Here is a 16413-nt window from a genome sequence, read left to right on the forward strand (position 1 = left end):
TGTTACAATATGCGCGGGTTTGTCAGGACCGGCGGCGGATGAGCTGGCAGGACGGCAAAGTCACTTCGACGGCGATCACGGGGTCTTGCGGTGGAAGGTTCGCACCCATTCCGCAAAGCCCAAAGACCCTCAGGTAGTAGAGTGCTCTGCAGACACGCGAGATAGCAAAGCCCGCGCACGCTTTGGCCTAACTTGGGCCAACAGCATTAATTCCGCCAATCCGGCACCGGATGCAACTGCGAAGGACAGCCAGATCAACGCGAGTGTTTCCGCAAGAGCCTCCGCATAGTCGACGCTGATGGCACCGGTTTCGGCTGCGCTAGCAGTGTCCATGGAAAAGCCCAGCCAGAATTGCAGCAATCCTTTACTTGAGCGGCCAGTTCTCGATGCGCTGACCCTTCTTCGCCAGAAGTCCAAATATGGGGGAAAGTATGCCGACCATCCGACCCGTAAACGCGGGCTTTCCGGTTTCGCACAATGCCTTCAAATTCGACCCGATGAAGCCTTGGGCGGAGACCATTTCCTTGAGCAGTTTACCGCCTTCAATCGCGTTCTCAATGGTCAAGCTGAACTCTGTGCCGCCGTCTTTTGGGGTTAGCTCATACGTAACCTTGCAGGGAGGCTCGTCGATATTGGTCATTTGGAATGTATGCGAATAGAGATGTGGTGGGTCGAAGGCGATGACCTCCCCTACGACCATCGCGATCTTCTTATTGGGGTGAACCATCCGGTAGCGGGCACCTGGCTTCAGCCCTTCAGCCGTCTGGCACATCGACCCGAAGAAAAACGGCAGCGCCTTATCGGTTGCGACCAATGTGGACCAAACCGTCTCGATGGGTGCATTTATCAAGGTGCGGTTAACATTCGCTTTCGCGTATTTCGGATCAGTCATCCTCATTTCCCCTCTCTGATTTACGGGCAACGGCTTCGGCTGCATATTTGATCGTGCTGAGCCGATCCGCCCAATGGGCGGAGAACGTATCGGTCCATCGATCGTAAATTCCTTGGATTGGCATCACATTCATGTAGAGCCGACGGGTCCGGCCATCCTTGCCGCTGATGATCAGGCCAGCCTTCTCGAGCACCGCCAAATGGTTCATCACGGCAATCCGGCTGACGTCGAATTTACGCGCGAGCTTCCCCACGGGCAGACCGGGCTCCGCTCTGACGTGATCAAGGATTGCGCGGCGCGTTGTATGCGCCAAGGCGTGAAAAACGCTGTCCATGTCATCATTAGTAATCATGTAATTACATTATTACATAATTAACCTGAGTCAATCCAATTTTGCCTTCTGCAGTGGCGTCACAGGTGGGTGAGATTTCTTATTTGGAATTAGAGGGTTAGAGCTTACGAGAAGGCGCCTTTAGCAAGCCAGACGCAAATTACCCCAAGTGCGACCGCTGCCAACCCTATCAACCGACGAGTCTCCGGTGGAATCTCAGCGAGCGCCTTGACGATGTCCTCCATACGCGAAGGGGCCAGTGCAAGCACCAGCCCCTCGACAACGAGCACAAGACCAACGGCCAGTGCGATATGGCTTAGCATCAGTTGGCAGCCGCGCCCTGATCGGACTTCAGATAGTCGAAGAACGCGTTGTCAGGGTTGATCACGAGCGTCGAGTTGCTGCCTTGGATTGCCTTCTCATATGCGTCAAGCGAGCGGCGGAACTCGAAGAACTCCTCGTCCGCACCATACGCATCGGCAAAAATGGCGTTCCGACGCGCATCTGCCTCACCGCGAGAGATATCAGCGGTTTTTTGGGCCTCTGACACCAGCTCCACGACCGTCCGGTCGGCTTGAGCACGCACCCGAAGGGCAGCTTCTTCACCCCGTGCGATCTCGTCTGCGGCTTCGCGTTCACGCTCTGCACGCATCCGGCTAAAGGTCGCATCAAGGTTTTGCTCAGGCAGGTTGGTCTGCTTCAAACGAACATCCACAACCTCAAGGCCCAAGGGCAGAGCACGCGCACGGGCTTGCGTGGTGATCCGCTGCATGAGCTGCGCACGGTCTGCGGACAGGATGGTGTTCGATGTCACACCTTCTGAGCCGAGAACTTCCCGAATAACGGGGTTCAGGATGCCTTCCAAGCGATCCTCGGCGGCACGAAGGCCTCCGACACCCACAGCTTGGCGGAACTGAACAACGTCAGACACACGGTAACGGGCGAATGCGTCCACAACCAAGCGACGGTCATCAGACGGGGTAACTTCGGTTGGCACGGTGTCCAAAGCCAAGATCCGGTCGTCATATTTAACAACCTCCTGAATGAACGGCAGTTTGAACGCCAGACCTGGGTCTTCCTTCACAGATTTGATTTGGCCAAACTGTAGCACCAATGCTTTTTCGCGTTCATCCACGATAAAGACAGATGACAGGATCACGAACAAGACGCCAACCAGGGCGACTAGGGATATGGTTCCTTTGGTCATTAGTTGGACCCTCCGGTGTTGGAGCCTGAGCGGATCAGTTCATTAAGCGGCAGGTACTGCACTACGCCCTGCCCTCCGCCGGTGCCTTCAGTTGTGCTGTCGAGAATGATCTTGTTGGCACCGCCATAGACCCGCTCGACCGTTTCCAGCCACAGACGCTTACGTGTCACATCAGGGGCCTTCTCGTATTCTTCCAGAATGGCCGAAAAGCGCGAGGCTTCACCCTCTGCTTGGTTGATCTGTTGGGCGCGATAGGCTTCCGCCTGCTCCAGCAACTGCGCAGCCTCACCACGCGCACCAGCCAACACTCGGTTTGCATAGGCATCGGCTTGGCGTTGCAGCGTGTCACGCTTCTGTTCGGCGGCCTGCACTTCGCGGAAGGCGTCGATCACCTCACGCGGAGGGTCGGCTTTATCGAGGTTCAAACGCACGATGTTCACACCAGAATCGTATTGGTCCATCGTGTCCTGGATCAGCTGCAAGGTCGTGTCGGCGATAGACTGACGGTCACGGTTCAGGATCGGAGCAAGTTCGGAACGGGCGATAACTTCGCGCATGGCCGATTCAGACACAGCGCGGATGGTTTCGCGCGGCTCTGCCAGATTGAAGAGGTATTTCGCGGGATCGTTGATGTTCCAAACAACTTGGAAATCCACGTCCACGATGTTTTCGTCCGTGGTCAGCATCAGGCCGCTTTCACCACGGCCACCAACGCCGATATCTTCGGTCTGCTCGCGCGTTACCGGAAGAACCTCAGCCGTGACAACGGGCCAAGGCGCAAAGTTCAGGCCCGGACCACCGGTCGCGGAATACTCTCCAAGGAACAATTCAACAGACTGTTCTTCAGGTTTCACGGTGTAGAAAGACTGGAACACCCAAATTGCCACGGCACCCAAAGCGATCAGCCCAAACGTGCCTTTGGAAAATCCGCCGGCAGAGCCGCCCGCGCCGCCTGTGCCATTGTTCGAGCCGCCACCGCGCCCGCCCATCAGCACGCGCAGTTGCTCTTGGCCTTTTTTCATCAGCTCGTCGATCTCAGGAATCTGAGGGTTGTCATTGCCCGGCCGGCGTCCACCGCCATTGCCAGAGCCGTTTGAGCCACCCCGATCATCTCCTCCGCCGCGGTTTCCACCGCCGCCCCAAGGTCCGCCATTGTTACCGGCCATGCAGCTTCTTCCCCTTATTATTTCGTCTTAAGTTTACGTATCTAGTTGTAAGTGGGCGTCTTGCCCCGAATATCAAGCGCGCCTAGGCACTCCTGACAGGTGTTTTCATGGTCACCAGCTCTTCCGACATGGTCGGATGAACAGCACAGACCTGATCGAACTGCGCCTTGGTGGCCCCCATCTTCACTGCGATCCCTGCCAACTGGATCATTTCGCCCGCAGCAGGGGCCACGATATGGCATCCCAAAACCTTGTCTGTGTTCTTGCAGACAACCAGCTTCATCAGCACGCGGTCTTCGCGCTCAATGAAGGCCTGCTGCATTGGACGGAAGGACGTAGAATAAATGTCGATAGGCCCGGCGTCACGGGCGTCCTCCTCGCTCATGCCCACGGTGCCCATTTCGGGCTGAGTGAACACCGCCGACGGGATCAATTCGTGATCTACGGGTGTCGGGTTGCCGTTGAACACGGTTTCCACAAAAGCCATCCCCTCGCGGATTGCCACTGGAGTCAGGTTCACGCGGTTTGTAACGTCGCCGATGGCATAGATCGAAGGCTGACCCGTTTGGCTGAACTCATCGACCAAGATCTCGCCGCGACGGCCAACTTCGACGTCGACATTTTCCAGCCCCAGCGCCTCGGTGTTCGGCGCACGGCCGGTAGCATACAGCACCTGCTCAAACGAATGTTCCGAGCCGTTGGTCCCCTTTACCCACAACCCGTCATCACTTTTCTTCATGTCCAGAATGTTGGTGCCGGTGTGAATCTGAATGCCACGATGGGCCATCATTTCCGCGATCAGCCCGCGCGCTTCGTCGTCAAAGCCTCGCAAAATCTGGGCACCACGGTAGAACATGGTCACTTCCACCCCGAGTCCGTGCAAAATGCAGGCGAACTCGCAGGCAATGTAACCGCCCCCGACAATCAATATCGATTTCGGCAGCTTTTCCATTTTGAAGATGTCGTCAGACACCATCGCCAGACTGGTGTCAAAGTTCTCGTCGGGGCGCACAGGGCGACCGCCAGTTGCAATAAGGATGTGCTTGGCCGTTTTCTTGGTGCCATCTGCCAGTTCAATCGTATGGGCGTCCGCGATCACCGCGCGCGTATCGAAGGTTTCGACGCCGGAATTTTTCAACAGCTTCTGGTACACGCCTTCCAGGCGGTCCAGTTCACCGTTCAGACGCGTGGAAAACTTGCTCCAGTCAAAGTCACCGACGGAGACGTCCCAGCCGTAATCGTCAGCTTCGCCCACCGCGTCACGGTAGCCCGAGGCGAACACCATCAGCTTTTTCGGGACACAACCGCGGATGACGCAGGTGCCGCCCATGCGGCTTTCCTCGGCCAAGCCGACCTTCGCACCGCCCGCAGCAGCAACCCGCGCCGCGCGCACCCCGCCCGAGCCGCCACCAATCACAAACAAGTCGAAGTCGAATTCCATCTGGGTCGCCTCTTAGTCCGCAATGTCCACGAACAGATTGTCCGTCTCAACAACGTCTATCTGTTCATGTGCTACGGTGCCGTTGTTTATGTCGCGCACTTCCACGGAGCCATCGCCATTGCCGATCACGACCACGTCGCAAATGTCGATGAACAACCCGTTCTCCACCACGCCTGGAATTTGGTTCATCACCAAAGACAGCTGACGCGGGTTGCCGATACGGCGCAGATGCAAATCCAAGATGTAGTTGCCCTCATCAGTGATGAAAGGCGTCGCCCCGTTCATCCGCAGCGAAGCGTCACGCCCCAGAACGTCAAGGTTCACCAACGTCTCTTCGACCAATGCCTTCGTGGTCTGCCAGCCGAACGGGATGACCTCCACCGGCAGCGGGAAGGAGCCAAGCGTTTCGACTTGCTTGGACAGGTCCGCAATCACGATCATCTGGTCAGAGGCCGTCGCCACGATTTTCTCCATCAAGAGCGCGCCGCCGCCGCCTTTGATCAAGTTGAGGTTGTGGTCATACTCGTCCGCGCCATCAATGGTCAGATCCAGCCACTTCGCCTCGTCCAGGGTCACAATCGGGACGCCAACCTTCTGAGCAAGCTCGGCGGTCCGTGTAGAGGTTGCAACGCCAGTGATCTTCAGCCCATCTTGCCGGACCATCTCACCAAGGCACTTTACCATCCACGCAGCGGTAGAACCGGTCCCCAGACCGACCTTCATACCGTCCTCCACGTAATCCACCGCGCGTTTCGCAGCGACAAACTTGGCTTTATCAATGGGAGATAGCGTGCCTGACATAGATGTGTCCTCGTGTGGTGTCCGACGCGCTTATACGCGTAATGCGCGCGGGCGGCTATGCTTAAAGGCGTTAAAATTACAGTGCATAGGACGGAATAAGCGGCGGCCGCACCCAGTTGTTTAGAAGGACCGTTTGCGGTGGGGTGTTTCAGCCCTGTGGCACAAGCGCTTGCAGCACCGCATCCACATGCTCGACAGGAAGAAGCACCAGCATCAATCGTGCCTCGACACTGATCCGAACAGGGCCTGTCACCTCGTTAGAAGTGCCCCCGCGCGTTGATGGTGACATGATCAACCCATCAATCGGGTATTTCAGCCCTGTGCTGCAACCGCTCACCTCTCCCATCGGGTACAACGAAAAGCGGGTGCCGGCAGGGAGATCTATTTCAAATTCCGTCGGTGCGAGGAAGCACATGTCTTCCTCCCCCATCAGAATGCAATGGTGTTCGGGGTGACGCACCAGCGCGGTGCAGGCTGCCAACTGGTGGTCCAGTCGACCGCCAGTGAAACCATGCGCAAGAATGGCCGGTGCTGAGACAGAGCGCAGGCATTTTTCGAAATCGGTGCTATCTTGCTCGACGATATGATGGACGCGCGACGGGTCCAGCTTGGCACGCGCTGCGACGCTCAGGCTGTCCATGTCGCCTATCACGGCCTCTGGCTTCCATCCCTGTTCAACTGCCAGATCTGCGCCGCCATCCGCGCAGACCAGAATCGGGGCCTTCATAAGCGATTGATTCACATGGCTAAAATGTGTCGGCGCCCCACCCAAAAGTGTCATAAATAAGGGGGTGTGCACAATTCTTGCCATAGTGCGTGTATTAATGACCACACTGGAAACAAACGGCAACATTTCTACGTATAAATCAGGCTGATTTAACGGTTTTTGTTTTGGTTCCGGAAATACTGGGTGGTAGTTTTCACTGTGGGTTGGGGAGAAAGTGAGTTTACCGTGGTTGGTGAAAGTAAGATTCTAACAGTCTCGTATGGGACGTTTTCATGTACGCTAGAGGGGTTCGACGAGCCGTTCTCGACCATGAAAGCGATTGCGGAGTATTTCCGCGATCTAGCGGCAGATGACCGCTATTTTGGCGCGGAGCCTCCGACGCCAGATACTGAAATGCTGCATCAGATTGCAGAGCGCACAATCCAACGCCGTGTCGCTGCCGAACTGGCAGAGAATGGTGTGATCCTGCGCCAGACCGAAGCGAGCCAGCAGCCCGCGCCCGAGGCACCTGCCTTGGCAGTAGAGATGCCGAAAGCCGAACGCCGGGAAGAGCAGAGCCCAGCCCCTAAGGCCGACGTCATGTCTTCCGTATCCGGAGTGCCAATCGCCCCGCAACAAACGCCGGTTCGAGCCGCTCCGCCCGCAGCCGCGGCAGCCCCTATTGCAAGCGGTGGGAACACCGTCGCTGAAAAGCTGCAACGCATCCGTGCGGTTGTGGCCCGTGAAAACGCGGCCCCTGCCCCGTATAGCGAAGACGAACACGCCGAAGAATTCGCCCAAGAGATTGCGCCGAGCGCACTATTCGATACTCCAATCGAAACCGACTTCGAAGATGAAGACGACACGCTCGATGCGGTTATGGCAAATCTGACGGACATCGACTCTTCCGAAGGCGTTGCCGAAGCGGACATCGCAGACGAACCGATTTTGGATGAAGTCGAGGCGGAAGCCGAGGCACCGGTCGATGAGTTGGAAGACACGCTTGAAGTCGAAGACCAAAGCGCGGCCGAAGTGGCTGACGATGTCGAGGCCGACTTAGCAGTCCAAGACGAGATCGAAGTTGAGACCGAGACCGAGACCGAAGTTGAAACCGAAGCCCACGACGCAGTCGAAGCAGAGGTTCAGGATGAAGTCGAAGAAGAGGCGGAAGCCGCAGTAGAAGCAGAAGACGAAGTTCAGGCCGGGGCTGAGATTGAAGTCGAAGCGGATACCCAAGACGAAGTCGAGGCAGAAGCTGAGACCAGCGTCGAAGCCGAATCTCACGACGAAGTCGAAGCTGAGGTCGAGGCCGAAGCTGAGGTGGAAACCAAAGACGAAGACACCGAAGCCGACGCCATGCAGGATGCGCTGGCAGAGGATGCGAATGTCGATCTGGACCTCGAAGATATCGGCCCACTGCGCACCAAACCGCGCCGCCGTATCGTGGTCCAGAAGATCTCGCGCGCCGACATGGAAGCCGCTCAGGCCGCCAAAGAAGCAGAACTTCCACCTGAGATGGAAGCCGAACTGATGGCCGAACTGGCCGAGGTAGAGGCCGAAGCCGCAACGATGGAGCACACGCCTTCTGAAGACGCCGTCGCCGACATCTCGATCGAAGACGAACCGCAAGACGACGACGCTGAAGATATCCTCGCTCGCCTGAGCAGCTCGATGGACACACCGTCCACCGACATCATGGAAGATGATGCACCGGTCTCAACAACCTTCGACGACGAAGATGAGTCCGCTGACGTTCTGAAATCCCTGATGCAAGACGCTGACAACGCGGAGGCCGCACTGGCTGAAGCAGAGGTGGACGTCGCAGAAGAATTTGAAGCGCAGGTCGACGTTGAAGCAGAGGTCGAGGCAGAAGCTGAAGCCGGGGCAGAGGCCGAAACAGAAATCGAGGACCAAGCCGAAGCCGAAGCTGAAGTTGAAGCCCAAGCCGACGTTGAAGCGGACGCCCCTAAACGCAAATCCTTCGCTGCTATGGCTGAGGATGATGCAATCGAACGCCTGATGAGCACCACAAGCTCTCGTTTGGAAAACGATGAAAGCTCGGTCCGCCGCGCCTCCATCGCACATCTGAAGGCCGCCGTTGCCGCCACCAAAGCCGACTCCAGCATCGCTGAAGCCGCAGGCAAGCGCGAAGAGGAAGAGCTCGACCAGTATCGCGACGATCTGGCCCGTGTGGTTCGCCCGACTCGCCCTGTGGCAGGCACCAGCCGCTCCGACCGTCCGGCGCCTTTGGTGCTGGTCAGCGAGCAACGCATCGACCGTCCAGAGGATGCACCTGATGCTTTGGCGGCTTCGGCCCCATCCATCGACGTGCGCCCGCGCCGCGTGACCCGTGGCAACCTGGCCTTGCAGGAAGAAATGGAAGAAGAGTTCGACACCGAGGACAACCTGTTCACGGACCAAGACCAGATCACTTTCGCAGAATATGCAGCAAAAGCTGGTGCGCTGGAACTTCCTGACCTGCTGGAAGCCGCCGCTGCGCATTACATTGAAATCGAGGGGGCCGAGCACTTCACCCGCCCGATGTTGATGCGTAAACTGGCACAGATCTCGGGCCCCGAAGCACCGTCGCGTGAAGATGGCCTGCGTGCCTTCGGCACACTGCTGCGCACCGGCAAGATCGTTAAAACCGACAACGGCAAATTCACGCTCTCTCAGAGCTCGAAATTCGCCTAAGAGGCCCGCTGGCCGGGTCTGCTCCCGGCTGGGCACCAACCACGGGACGAGGAGTGCAGCAATGCGCTCCTCGTTTCGCGTTTGAAGATGAAAATAATGTGCATTGTCCTTGAAAACCTGAATGGCCGAGTAGAGCCCAGAGTGACAGATGCTGCACATCGCATGAAGGTCCGCTCCGCGCGTTCATAATGTCCGATTCTGCTAGAGAACGAGACTTCTCACCACTCGGTTATCACTCTTAAATTTTGCTCCTCAGGCGTCGCCATTCTCTGATTCAAAAACTTCCAACGCGGCGTTCAGCGCATTGATTGCCGAAGGGAAGCCACCATAGAGCGCCATCTGCCAAATGACTTCTGCGATTTCTTCCTGGGATAATCCGGCTTTGCGTCCACCCGCGATATTGACCATCAGTTGTGGTCTTGTCTGCCCACCCAATGCAGTCAAAGCGGCGATGGTCGCCAAATACCGGTCACGCAGGGGTAACCCAGGTCGGGCATATTGGCGACCATATGCGAAGTCGACGACCCCTTCGGCCATTCCGGGGAGCAGGTGGCCATAACGTGCATTCAGAGCGTCTTCCATCCCTGGGTTCAAACGTTCAGAGAGTTCTCTGCCTGTTTGTGTAGTATTTTCCGTCATGGTTCTTCCGACTTTCGGTAATTCTTCACGTATCAGCGACTAAGACCCTGACATTTAATATTCAGGGGCATCTCGAAATTGGTGCACAAGGAAATCAATGAACCCACGGGTTTTCGGTGCGAGGTTGCGCTTGTCGGCAAACATGATGGCGATGTCGGTACTTGGTGGCGCGTATTCCGGCAAAACATGGACCAACTCACCCGACTGGAATTTTTGATCCGCCATGTAACAGGGCAGCCGCGCAATACCAATGCCGGCAAGCGCTGCTCGATAGACAACGTCAGTGCTGTTTCCCTCAAAACGTCCCGTTGCTTCGAAGCCTTGGTCATTGAATGGCTCGGGGTTGCCCCAAGAGTTTCGCCCGTTATTTCCCGCAATCCTAAGGCAATTATGCTCTCTAAGTTCTTCGAAACTTTGGGGGATTCCGCACCGTTCCAGATAGGCAGGTGACGCAGCTAGAACCCGACGACTCTGCATGATGCGACGGACCATGATGTCGGGAATTTTACGCTGTTCGGCGAAACATATGGTCGCGTCAAAGCCTTCGCTTTGCAAGTCGACAACGCGATCTGTGAGCTCCAATGAGACTTGAACGTCGGGATTCTTCTCTAGAAATGCAGGCAAAACAGGGATCAACTTAGAGTTACCAAACGCAACGCTGGACGCGATTCTGAGCATGCCACGCGGGATACCGTCCAAGTTCATGATTAGTGCTTCGGCCTCTTTGTACTTTTCCGCCATGGCTTTGCACTTTTCGTAGAATTCCTGACCTTCCTGTGTCGGAGTCACGCCTGTTCTGGTCCGATTAAGCAAACGGTAGTGAACCTGATCCTCAAGCAAACCAATTTGTTTGCTGACCGCAGAGGGCGACTGTCCGATGTTGCGTGCCGCAGCCGAAATGCTGCCGCGTTCGACCACAGTCGCAAAGGTTAACATCTGCGCAGAAATATCCATTTTACATCATTTCTCTATGCCAATCCGGAACAGGTCCTTTGCCAAATCGCCCAATTGTGAGCGCTACCAAACAATCGCACTTCTGCAGTGCAGCATAAATACTGCATCGCAGCAATGGACGAGGTAATCACATGGCAGTTACGCGATCAAACAGTGGGCTAGACGTCGTTTTGGATGCTGGCCGCACAATTTTTCATCAAAAGCGAGATCAGATACGACAGGCTCTGGCCAAACGTAAGGTCTATCGCGCCACGCTTTTTGAACTCTCGGTGCTCTCAGACCGTGTTCTTTTCGATCTGGGCATTTCGCGTAGCAACATCAAGAGACACGCTATGGAGGCCGCTTATGACTGTTAATTCACATACGGTTGGACCCGAAAACCGTTACGCCGCCACCGCTTTCAACTTTTTGTTAAAGAACTCCCATCGCTTTCTGTCAATGTTGGCGTGGATTGGAGGCAAGGCAAACTCCGCACTGAAAACCATGCAAGTTGCCCGGATGATGTCGACGCTCTCAAACATGAGTGATCATCAGCTTGCCCAGATCGGTATCCAGCGATCCGACATACCCAAATACGCTGAAACATTGATGGCGAACGAATAAAGGCACAGGTCGATTGGTCTGAGAAATAAACGAAAAGTGCTGGTTCTCGCTCCTCCCAGAGTAAGCCAGCATGAGCAGCGGCGATAAAAAAACCAACAGGGAACGCCAATGCACAGGGCCAGCATCTTCACCTCCTCCCGAGGATGCTGGCCCAAACTGTTGTGCAAACAGGAGGCCCCAGCAATGCGTATCAATAGACATCCACAGGATCTACTGGTCAGTCGTATTTATGCAGCCAATCAAGAGAACATTCGCGATCACTTTCTACGCCTCGATTTTGGATCTCGTCGTGCGCGGTTTTGTGGAGCAGTCAGCGACGATGGGATCTTAGAGTACGCACAGAACATCTTTCGTGGTGACAGCATTGTCTGCGGCGCTAGTGTCGGCGGTCAGTTGCGGGGAATTGTTGAACTGCGCGGCGTCTTTCATTCCTGGCCATCAACGACGGAAGCTGCCTTCTCTGTCGAACTTGACTGGCAAAATATCGGGATAGGAGATGCGTTGTTTGAGCGAATGTTCGCAATGGCCCAAAACAGGGGCGTCAGGACCATTCAGATGATGTGCCTGAAAGAAAACAGCCGCATGAGGCACCTTGCGACAAAGCACCATGCCTTGCTGCGCAATGATCAGGATGCGGTTGAAGCTGTCCTCCATCCGTGCTGGCCAACGCCTGCGTCCATGGTAGAAGAGATCGTCGGAGAGGCGAGAAGCTATGCTCACAGGCCATTTGAATGAAGCAGCCGTTCGGGGGAGCTGCAGAGAAAGCTCACTTCGTCCGCATAGCTGACCTTGCCCCCCAACAACAGCATCCGCAGCAAGCCCTTAAGGATGTCTATTCGTCCGCATCAGGATCGGCCTGACCGATGCCCTTGAAGATAAACTTGAACGGCAGCGCCCAGACGATGCCGAGCGCCACGTAGATCAGCAACTCAACCAGCACATTCGGACGGCTCAGCGTGCCGACCAACCACCACGCCACCGCAATATAGAGCGGCAGCCCGATGATTAGGATAACCAGCGCCCAGCGGCGACGTGCTTTGTAGCTTAGAGCCACGAGAGCCTCCTTAGTCGGAGAACGGGTCGGTCACGAGGATCGTGTCCTCCCGCTCCGGCGAGGTAGAGAGTAGCGCGACGGGACAGTCGATCAACTCTTCCACGCGACGAACATATTTGATCGCCTCGGCCGGCAAATCGGCCCAGGACCGCGCGCCTTCGGTGGATTGCGACCAACCGGGCATCGTCTCATAGATCGGTGTGCAACGGGCCTGCTGGCTAGACGCCGTGGGCAAATAGTCAATGCGTTTTCCGTCCAACTCGTAGCCGACGCAAATCTTCAGCTCTTCAAAGCCGTCGAGCACATCCAGCTTGGTGAAGGCGATACCGGACACACCGGAGGTCGCGCAGGTCTGGCGCACCAGAACCGCGTCAAACCAGCCACAACGCCGCTTACGGCCTGTCACGGTGCCAAACTCATGGCCACGCTCTCCCAAACGCTGCCCATCGGCGTCGTCCAACTCACACGGGAACGGCCCCTCCCCGACGCGAGTTGTGTAGGCCTTGACGATGCCCAGCACGAAATCAATCGCACCTGGCCCCATACCGGAGCCCGTGGCAGCCTGACCTGCGATAACATTAGACGAGGTCACAAATGGGTAAGTCCCAAAGTCGATATCCAACAATGCGCCTTGAGCACCTTCAAACAGGATGCGCTTTCCCGCTTTGCGTTTCTCGGCCAGCACCTTCCAGACCGGCGCCGCATATTGCAGAACCGAGGGCGCGATTGCTTCGAGTTGCGCTAGCAGCGCTTCGCGATCAACGGCCTCAAGGCCCATCCCGCGGCGCAATGCGTCATGATGCACCAGCAGACGGTCCACGCGCGTTTCCAGTGTTTCACGGTCGGCCAGATCAGCGACGCGAATGGCGCGGCGGCCCACCTTGTCTTCATAGGCGGGGCCGATGCCGCGGCCGGTCGTGCCGATCTTGGTGCCGGGATTGGCTGCTTCCTCGCGGGCGCGGTCCAGTTCGCCATGCACCGGCAGGATCAACGGTGTGTTCTCCGCGATCATCAGGTTGTCGGCGTTGATCTCTACGCCTTGGCTTTTCAGCAACGCAATTTCTTTTTCCAGATGCCAAGGGTCCAGCACAACACCGTTGCCGATGACCGACAACTTGCCACCACGCACAATACCCGAAGGCAGCAGGGACAACTTGTAGACCTTGCCGTCAATGACCAGCGTGTGGCCTGCGTTGTGACCGCCTTGGAAGCGCGCGATAACGTCCGCACGCTCCGACAGCCAGTCCACGATCTTGCCCTTGCCCTCGTCGCCCCATTGCGCGCCGACAACTACCACATTGGCCATGCTGAATTCCTTGTCCCGGAGATTAAACCCGCGCCCGTATACAAGCGCCTTGGCGTGGGGGGAAGCCTCAATTGGCGGGTTGCGCCACGACGCCGCCCCTACTACATACCACCAAACAATTGCGTCATAGGCCCCTGCCCCATGGAAAACATCGTTCTCACTGTCCACCTGATCATCGCTTTGTGCCTGATCGGTATCGTCCTGATCCAACGTTCCGAGGGCGGTGGCTTGGGCATGGGCGGCGGTGGCGGCGGTGCGATGTCCGGTCGCCCTGCAATTTCCGCTTTGGGTAAACTGACATGGGTCTTTGGCATTGCCTTCGTTATCACCTCGATCAGCCTGACGGTTATTGCAGCGCGCAATTCCAACTCTGGCTCGGTGCTCGACACGACAGCCATCACGGCCCCTGCACCATCCGAAGTTCCTACGGGTGACGCGCTCTTGCCGCCGACACTGCCTTCGTCGGGTGATGCACCACTGGCGCCTCCTCGCGTCGACGAATAGAACCAAATTACCACTAATTCTGGGTAGTTACCTAAAACGACCCACATAATGTTGCGGCGCACAGTTGCGGGAGCGCCCCGAATCCTTTATGGATTAAATCCCGTGAGTAAGGGCATTTCAGTGCCCTGAAACACCAATAAAATCAGGTAGCACGGGACATATCCAGCCATGGCAAGATTCGTATTCATCACCGGCGGGGTGGTTTCCTCTTTGGGCAAGGGCCTCGCCTCGGCGGCGCTTGGGGCACTGCTGCAAGCCCGTGGCTATTCGGTGCGCCTGCGCAAGTTGGACCCGTATTTGAATGTAGACCCCGGCACGATGAGCCCGTTCGAGCATGGCGAAGTGTTCGTTACCGACGACGGCGCCGAAACCGATCTGGACCTCGGCCACTACGAACGGTTCACCGGCGTCGCTGCGCGGATGACTGATTCCATTTCTTCCGGTCGCGTCTATTCCACCGTTCTGGAGAAAGAACGTCGCGGCGACTACTTGGGGAAAACCATTCAGGTGATCCCGCATGTCACCAACGAGATCAAAGACTTCATCTCCATTGGTGAGGACGAGGTCGACTTCATGCTCTGCGAAATCGGCGGCACCGTTGGCGACATCGAGGGTCTCCCCTTCTTCGAAGCCATTCGCCAGTTCAGTCACGAGCGTGACCGCGGGCAATGCCTGTTCATGCATCTGACATTGCTGCCTTATCTGGCGGCGTCGGGCGAGTTGAAAACCAAGCCAACGCAACACTCGGTTAAAGAGCTGCAATCCATCGGCATCGCACCGGACATTCTGGTCTGCCGCTCGGAACATCCGATCCCCGAGAAGGAGCGCGAAAAGCTGGCCCTGTTCTGCAACGTGCGCCCTGACAGTGTGATTGCGGCCTATGACCTCGGCTCGATCTACGATGCACCGCTGGCCTATCACAAAGAAGGGCTGGATCAGGCCGTTCTGGACGCGTTCGGCATTTCCCCCGCCCCACAACCGAAGCTGGCGGTCTGGGAAGATGTATCGGACCGTGTCCACAATTACGAAGGTGAGGTGCGCGTTGCCATCGTTGGCAAGTACACCCAGTTGGAAGACGCTTACAAATCCATCGCGGAAGCCCTGACCCATGGCGGCATGGCCAACCGTGTGAAAGTTCGCATCGAATGGGTCGACGCGGAGGTGTTTGACCGCGAAGATGCGGCCCCCCATCTGGAAGGTTTCCACGCCATTCTTGTCCCCGGCGGCTTTGGCGAGCGAGGGACAGAAGGCAAAATCAAAGCGGCGCAATTCGCCCGCGAAAAGAAGATTCCTTATCTGGGCATCTGCCTTGGCATGCAAATGGCCGTGATTGAGGCCGCGCGCAATCTGGCCGGCATGGCCGATGCCGGCTCCGAGGAATTTGATCACGAGGCGGGCAAGAAGCGCTTCACACCAGTTGTCTACCACCTCAAGGAATGGGTACAGGGCAACCATCGGGTCAAACGCAAGGAAACCGACGACAAGGGCGGCACCATGCGTCTTGGGTCCTACAACGCGACGCTCACCGAAGGGTCCAGCGTGGCCGAGGTCTATGGCACCACCTCCATCGAAGAACGCCACCGCCACCGCTACGAAGTGGACATCAAATACAAGGCGGAGCTTGAGGCGAAAGGCCTGATTTTCTCTGGCATGTCGCCCGACGGAAAATTGCCTGAAATCGTCGAAGTCAAAGACCATCCGTGGTTCATCGGCGTACAGTTCCACCCCGAACTGAAATCCAAACCCTTCGCCCCTCACCCGCTTTTCCGCGACTTCGTGCGGGCGGCTAAGGAAAACTCGAGGCTGGTGTAATGCCCAAAGCTTACTGGATCGCCCATGTCGATGTCTCGGACCCCGAGACTTACGAGCAATACAAAGCCGCCAACGCCGCCCCCTTCGCCAAATACGGCGCACGTTTCGTCGTGCGCGGCGGCGCGCAAGAGGTCCGCGAGGGGGCCAGCAGGTCGCGGACTGTTGTCATAGAGTTCCCATCTCTTGAAGCCGCACGAAATTGTTATGACAGCGCCGACTACCAAGCGGCCAAAGCGATCCGTGACCCGATCTCCCAAGCTGACCTTGTCATCGTCGAAGGCTATGACGCCTAGCGCTTGACAC

At 56.8% G+C, this 16413-nt stretch carries 20 protein-coding genes; 7 read left to right on the forward strand and 13 right to left on the reverse strand.

Annotated features, from left to right (window positions below):
• Positions 1-129: 129 nt before the first annotated feature.
• The 9 genes from BM352_RS14450 to BM352_RS14490 form a co-directional block, all read right to left on the reverse strand.
• A complete protein-coding gene (locus BM352_RS14450) occupies positions 130-333 on the reverse strand; it encodes a hypothetical protein (protein ID WP_090218157.1) in 204 nt (67 codons plus the stop codon).
• Positions 334-364: 31 nt separating this feature from the next.
• Complete coding sequence (locus BM352_RS14455) at positions 365-892, reverse strand: SRPBCC domain-containing protein (protein WP_175500700.1); 528 nt, start codon at positions 890-892, stop codon at positions 365-367.
• On the reverse strand, positions 885-1244 hold the full coding sequence (locus BM352_RS14460; protein ID WP_090218162.1) for an ArsR/SmtB family transcription factor: 360 nt from the start codon (positions 1242-1244) through the stop codon (positions 885-887). The genes BM352_RS14455 and BM352_RS14460 overlap by 8 nt, the downstream gene beginning before the upstream one ends.
• A 104-nt stretch (positions 1245-1348) precedes the next feature.
• On the reverse strand, positions 1349-1546 hold the full coding sequence (locus BM352_RS14465) for a DUF2065 family protein (RefSeq protein ID WP_090218164.1): 198 nt from the start codon (positions 1544-1546) through the stop codon (positions 1349-1351).
• Positions 1546-2430 (reverse strand): protease modulator HflC, encoded by an 885-nt coding sequence (hflC, locus tag BM352_RS14470; RefSeq protein WP_090218166.1) that lies wholly within the window; start codon positions 2428-2430, stop codon positions 1546-1548. The genes BM352_RS14465 and hflC overlap by 1 nt, the downstream gene beginning before the upstream one ends.
• The gene (gene hflK, locus BM352_RS14475) at positions 2430-3596 is read right to left on the reverse strand and encodes an FtsH protease activity modulator HflK (protein WP_090218168.1); all 1167 of its coding nucleotides are present in this window, start codon (positions 3594-3596) and stop codon (positions 2430-2432) included. Before hflK ends, hflC begins: the two co-directional genes overlap by 1 nt.
• A gap of 82 nt (positions 3597-3678) precedes the next feature.
• Positions 3679-5037, reverse strand: coding sequence for a glutathione-disulfide reductase (gene gorA, locus BM352_RS14480; RefSeq protein ID WP_090218170.1), 1359 nt, complete (start codon positions 5035-5037; stop codon positions 3679-3681).
• Positions 5038-5049: 12 nt separating this feature from the next.
• Positions 5050-5838, reverse strand: coding sequence for a ribose-5-phosphate isomerase RpiA (gene rpiA / locus BM352_RS14485; protein ID WP_090218173.1), 789 nt, complete (start codon positions 5836-5838; stop codon positions 5050-5052).
• A gap of 148 nt (positions 5839-5986) precedes the next feature.
• Positions 5987-6691, reverse strand: a complete 705-nt coding sequence (locus BM352_RS14490; protein WP_342713609.1) for a thiamine diphosphokinase — start codon at positions 6689-6691, stop codon at positions 5987-5989.
• 57 nt (positions 6692-6748) lie between these two features.
• On the opposite strand from BM352_RS14490, the gene BM352_RS14495 reads away from it, so the two are divergent.
• On the forward strand, positions 6749-9238 hold the full coding sequence (locus tag BM352_RS14495; RefSeq protein WP_139229841.1) for a hypothetical protein: 2490 nt from the start codon (positions 6749-6751) through the stop codon (positions 9236-9238).
• 252 nt (positions 9239-9490) lie between these two features.
• Here the strand turns inward: BM352_RS14495 and BM352_RS14500 are convergent, their stop codons facing one another.
• Positions 9491-9820 carry a carboxymuconolactone decarboxylase family protein gene (locus tag BM352_RS14500; protein ID WP_425434538.1) on the reverse strand — a complete coding sequence of 110 codons (330 nt, stop codon included), beginning with the start codon at positions 9818-9820 and terminating at the stop codon, positions 9491-9493.
• 111 nt (positions 9821-9931) lie between these two features.
• A complete protein-coding gene (locus BM352_RS14505; RefSeq protein WP_090218182.1) occupies positions 9932-10831 on the reverse strand; it encodes a LysR family transcriptional regulator in 900 nt (299 codons plus the stop codon).
• 131 nt (positions 10832-10962) lie between these two features.
• On the opposite strand from BM352_RS14505, the gene BM352_RS14510 reads away from it, so the two are divergent.
• The 3 genes from BM352_RS14510 to BM352_RS18820 all read left to right on the forward strand — a co-directional run bounded on the left by BM352_RS14510 (position 10963) and on the right by BM352_RS18820 (position 12169).
• Positions 10963-11187: a DUF1127 domain-containing protein gene (locus tag BM352_RS14510; RefSeq protein ID WP_090218184.1), complete on the forward strand. Its 225-nt coding sequence runs from the start codon at positions 10963-10965 to the stop codon at positions 11185-11187.
• Positions 11177-11434 carry a DUF1127 domain-containing protein gene (locus tag BM352_RS19175; RefSeq protein ID WP_245780998.1) on the forward strand — a complete coding sequence of 86 codons (258 nt, stop codon included), beginning with the start codon at positions 11177-11179 and terminating at the stop codon, positions 11432-11434. The genes BM352_RS14510 and BM352_RS19175 overlap by 11 nt, the downstream gene beginning before the upstream one ends.
• 183 nt (positions 11435-11617) lie before the next feature.
• A complete protein-coding gene (locus BM352_RS18820; protein WP_139229842.1) occupies positions 11618-12169 on the forward strand; it encodes a GNAT family N-acetyltransferase in 552 nt (183 codons plus the stop codon).
• Positions 12170-12266: 97 nt separating this feature from the next.
• On the opposite strand, the gene BM352_RS14525 is transcribed toward BM352_RS18820, so the two are convergent.
• Entirely contained in the window at positions 12267-12488 is a 222-nt protein-coding gene (locus BM352_RS14525; protein ID WP_090218188.1) for a DUF2842 domain-containing protein, read from the reverse strand.
• Positions 12489-12498: 10 nt separating this feature from the next.
• Positions 12499-13794, reverse strand: coding sequence for an adenylosuccinate synthase (locus tag BM352_RS14530; RefSeq protein ID WP_090218190.1), 1296 nt, complete (start codon positions 13792-13794; stop codon positions 12499-12501).
• Positions 13795-13935: 141 nt separating this feature from the next.
• On the opposite strand from BM352_RS14530, the gene secG reads away from it, so the two are divergent.
• From secG to BM352_RS14545, 3 genes are all read left to right on the forward strand, one after another.
• The gene (gene secG / locus BM352_RS14535; protein WP_090218192.1) at positions 13936-14298 is read left to right on the forward strand and encodes a preprotein translocase subunit SecG; all 363 of its coding nucleotides are present in this window, start codon (positions 13936-13938) and stop codon (positions 14296-14298) included.
• Positions 14299-14466: 168 nt separating this feature from the next.
• Complete coding sequence (locus BM352_RS14540) at positions 14467-16110, forward strand: CTP synthase (RefSeq protein ID WP_090218194.1); 1644 nt, start codon at positions 14467-14469, stop codon at positions 16108-16110.
• Positions 16110-16403, forward strand: coding sequence for a DUF1330 domain-containing protein (locus tag BM352_RS14545; RefSeq protein ID WP_090218196.1), 294 nt, complete (start codon positions 16110-16112; stop codon positions 16401-16403). Before BM352_RS14540 ends, BM352_RS14545 begins: the two co-directional genes overlap by 1 nt.
• Positions 16404-16413 lie beyond the last annotated feature (10 nt).

It is taken from the genome of Litoreibacter janthinus, assembly GCF_900111945.1.
Taxonomy (GTDB): Bacteria; Pseudomonadota; Alphaproteobacteria; order Rhodobacterales; family Rhodobacteraceae; genus Litoreibacter; species Litoreibacter janthinus.

What these genes read in the sequence shown, in the direction of transcription:
- BM352_RS14450 (WP_090218157.1), bottom strand. Translation starts at nt 333, where the DNA reads ATGGACACTGCTAGCGCAGCCGAAACCGGTGCCATCAGCGTCGACTAT.
- BM352_RS14500 (WP_425434538.1), bottom strand. Translation starts at nt 9,820, where the DNA reads ATGGAAGACGCTCTGAATGCACGTTATGGCCACCTGCTCCCCGGAATG.
- BM352_RS14460 (WP_090218162.1), bottom strand. Translation starts at nt 1,244, where the DNA reads ATGATTACTAATGATGACATGGACAGCGTTTTTCACGCCTTGGCGCAT.
- BM352_RS14490 (WP_342713609.1), bottom strand. Translation starts at nt 6,691, where the DNA reads ATGTTGCCGTTTGTTTCCAGTGTGGTCATTAATACACGCACTATGGCA.
- hflK (WP_090218168.1), bottom strand. Translation starts at nt 3,596, where the DNA reads ATGGCCGGTAACAATGGCGGACCTTGGGGCGGCGGTGGAAACCGCGGC.
- secG (WP_090218192.1), top strand. Translation starts at nt 13,936, where the DNA reads ATGGAAAACATCGTTCTCACTGTCCACCTGATCATCGCTTTGTGCCTG.
- BM352_RS18820 (WP_139229842.1), top strand. Translation starts at nt 11,618, where the DNA reads ATGCGTATCAATAGACATCCACAGGATCTACTGGTCAGTCGTATTTAT.
- BM352_RS14455 (WP_175500700.1), bottom strand. Translation starts at nt 892, where the DNA reads ATGACTGATCCGAAATACGCGAAAGCGAATGTTAACCGCACCTTGATA.
- BM352_RS14545 (WP_090218196.1), top strand. Translation starts at nt 16,110, where the DNA reads ATGCCCAAAGCTTACTGGATCGCCCATGTCGATGTCTCGGACCCCGAG.
- BM352_RS19175 (WP_245780998.1), top strand. Translation starts at nt 11,177, where the DNA reads ATGACTGTTAATTCACATACGGTTGGACCCGAAAACCGTTACGCCGCC.
- BM352_RS14540 (WP_090218194.1), top strand. Translation starts at nt 14,467, where the DNA reads ATGGCAAGATTCGTATTCATCACCGGCGGGGTGGTTTCCTCTTTGGGC.
- BM352_RS14505 (WP_090218182.1), bottom strand. Translation starts at nt 10,831, where the DNA reads ATGGATATTTCTGCGCAGATGTTAACCTTTGCGACTGTGGTCGAACGC.
- BM352_RS14530 (WP_090218190.1), bottom strand. Translation starts at nt 13,794, where the DNA reads ATGGCCAATGTGGTAGTTGTCGGCGCGCAATGGGGCGACGAGGGCAAG.
- gorA (WP_090218170.1), bottom strand. Translation starts at nt 5,037, where the DNA reads ATGGAATTCGACTTCGACTTGTTTGTGATTGGTGGCGGCTCGGGCGGG.
- rpiA (WP_090218173.1), bottom strand. Translation starts at nt 5,838, where the DNA reads ATGTCAGGCACGCTATCTCCCATTGATAAAGCCAAGTTTGTCGCTGCG.
- hflC (WP_090218166.1), bottom strand. Translation starts at nt 2,430, where the DNA reads ATGACCAAAGGAACCATATCCCTAGTCGCCCTGGTTGGCGTCTTGTTC.
- BM352_RS14465 (WP_090218164.1), bottom strand. Translation starts at nt 1,546, where the DNA reads ATGCTAAGCCATATCGCACTGGCCGTTGGTCTTGTGCTCGTTGTCGAG.
- BM352_RS14510 (WP_090218184.1), top strand. Translation starts at nt 10,963, where the DNA reads ATGGCAGTTACGCGATCAAACAGTGGGCTAGACGTCGTTTTGGATGCT.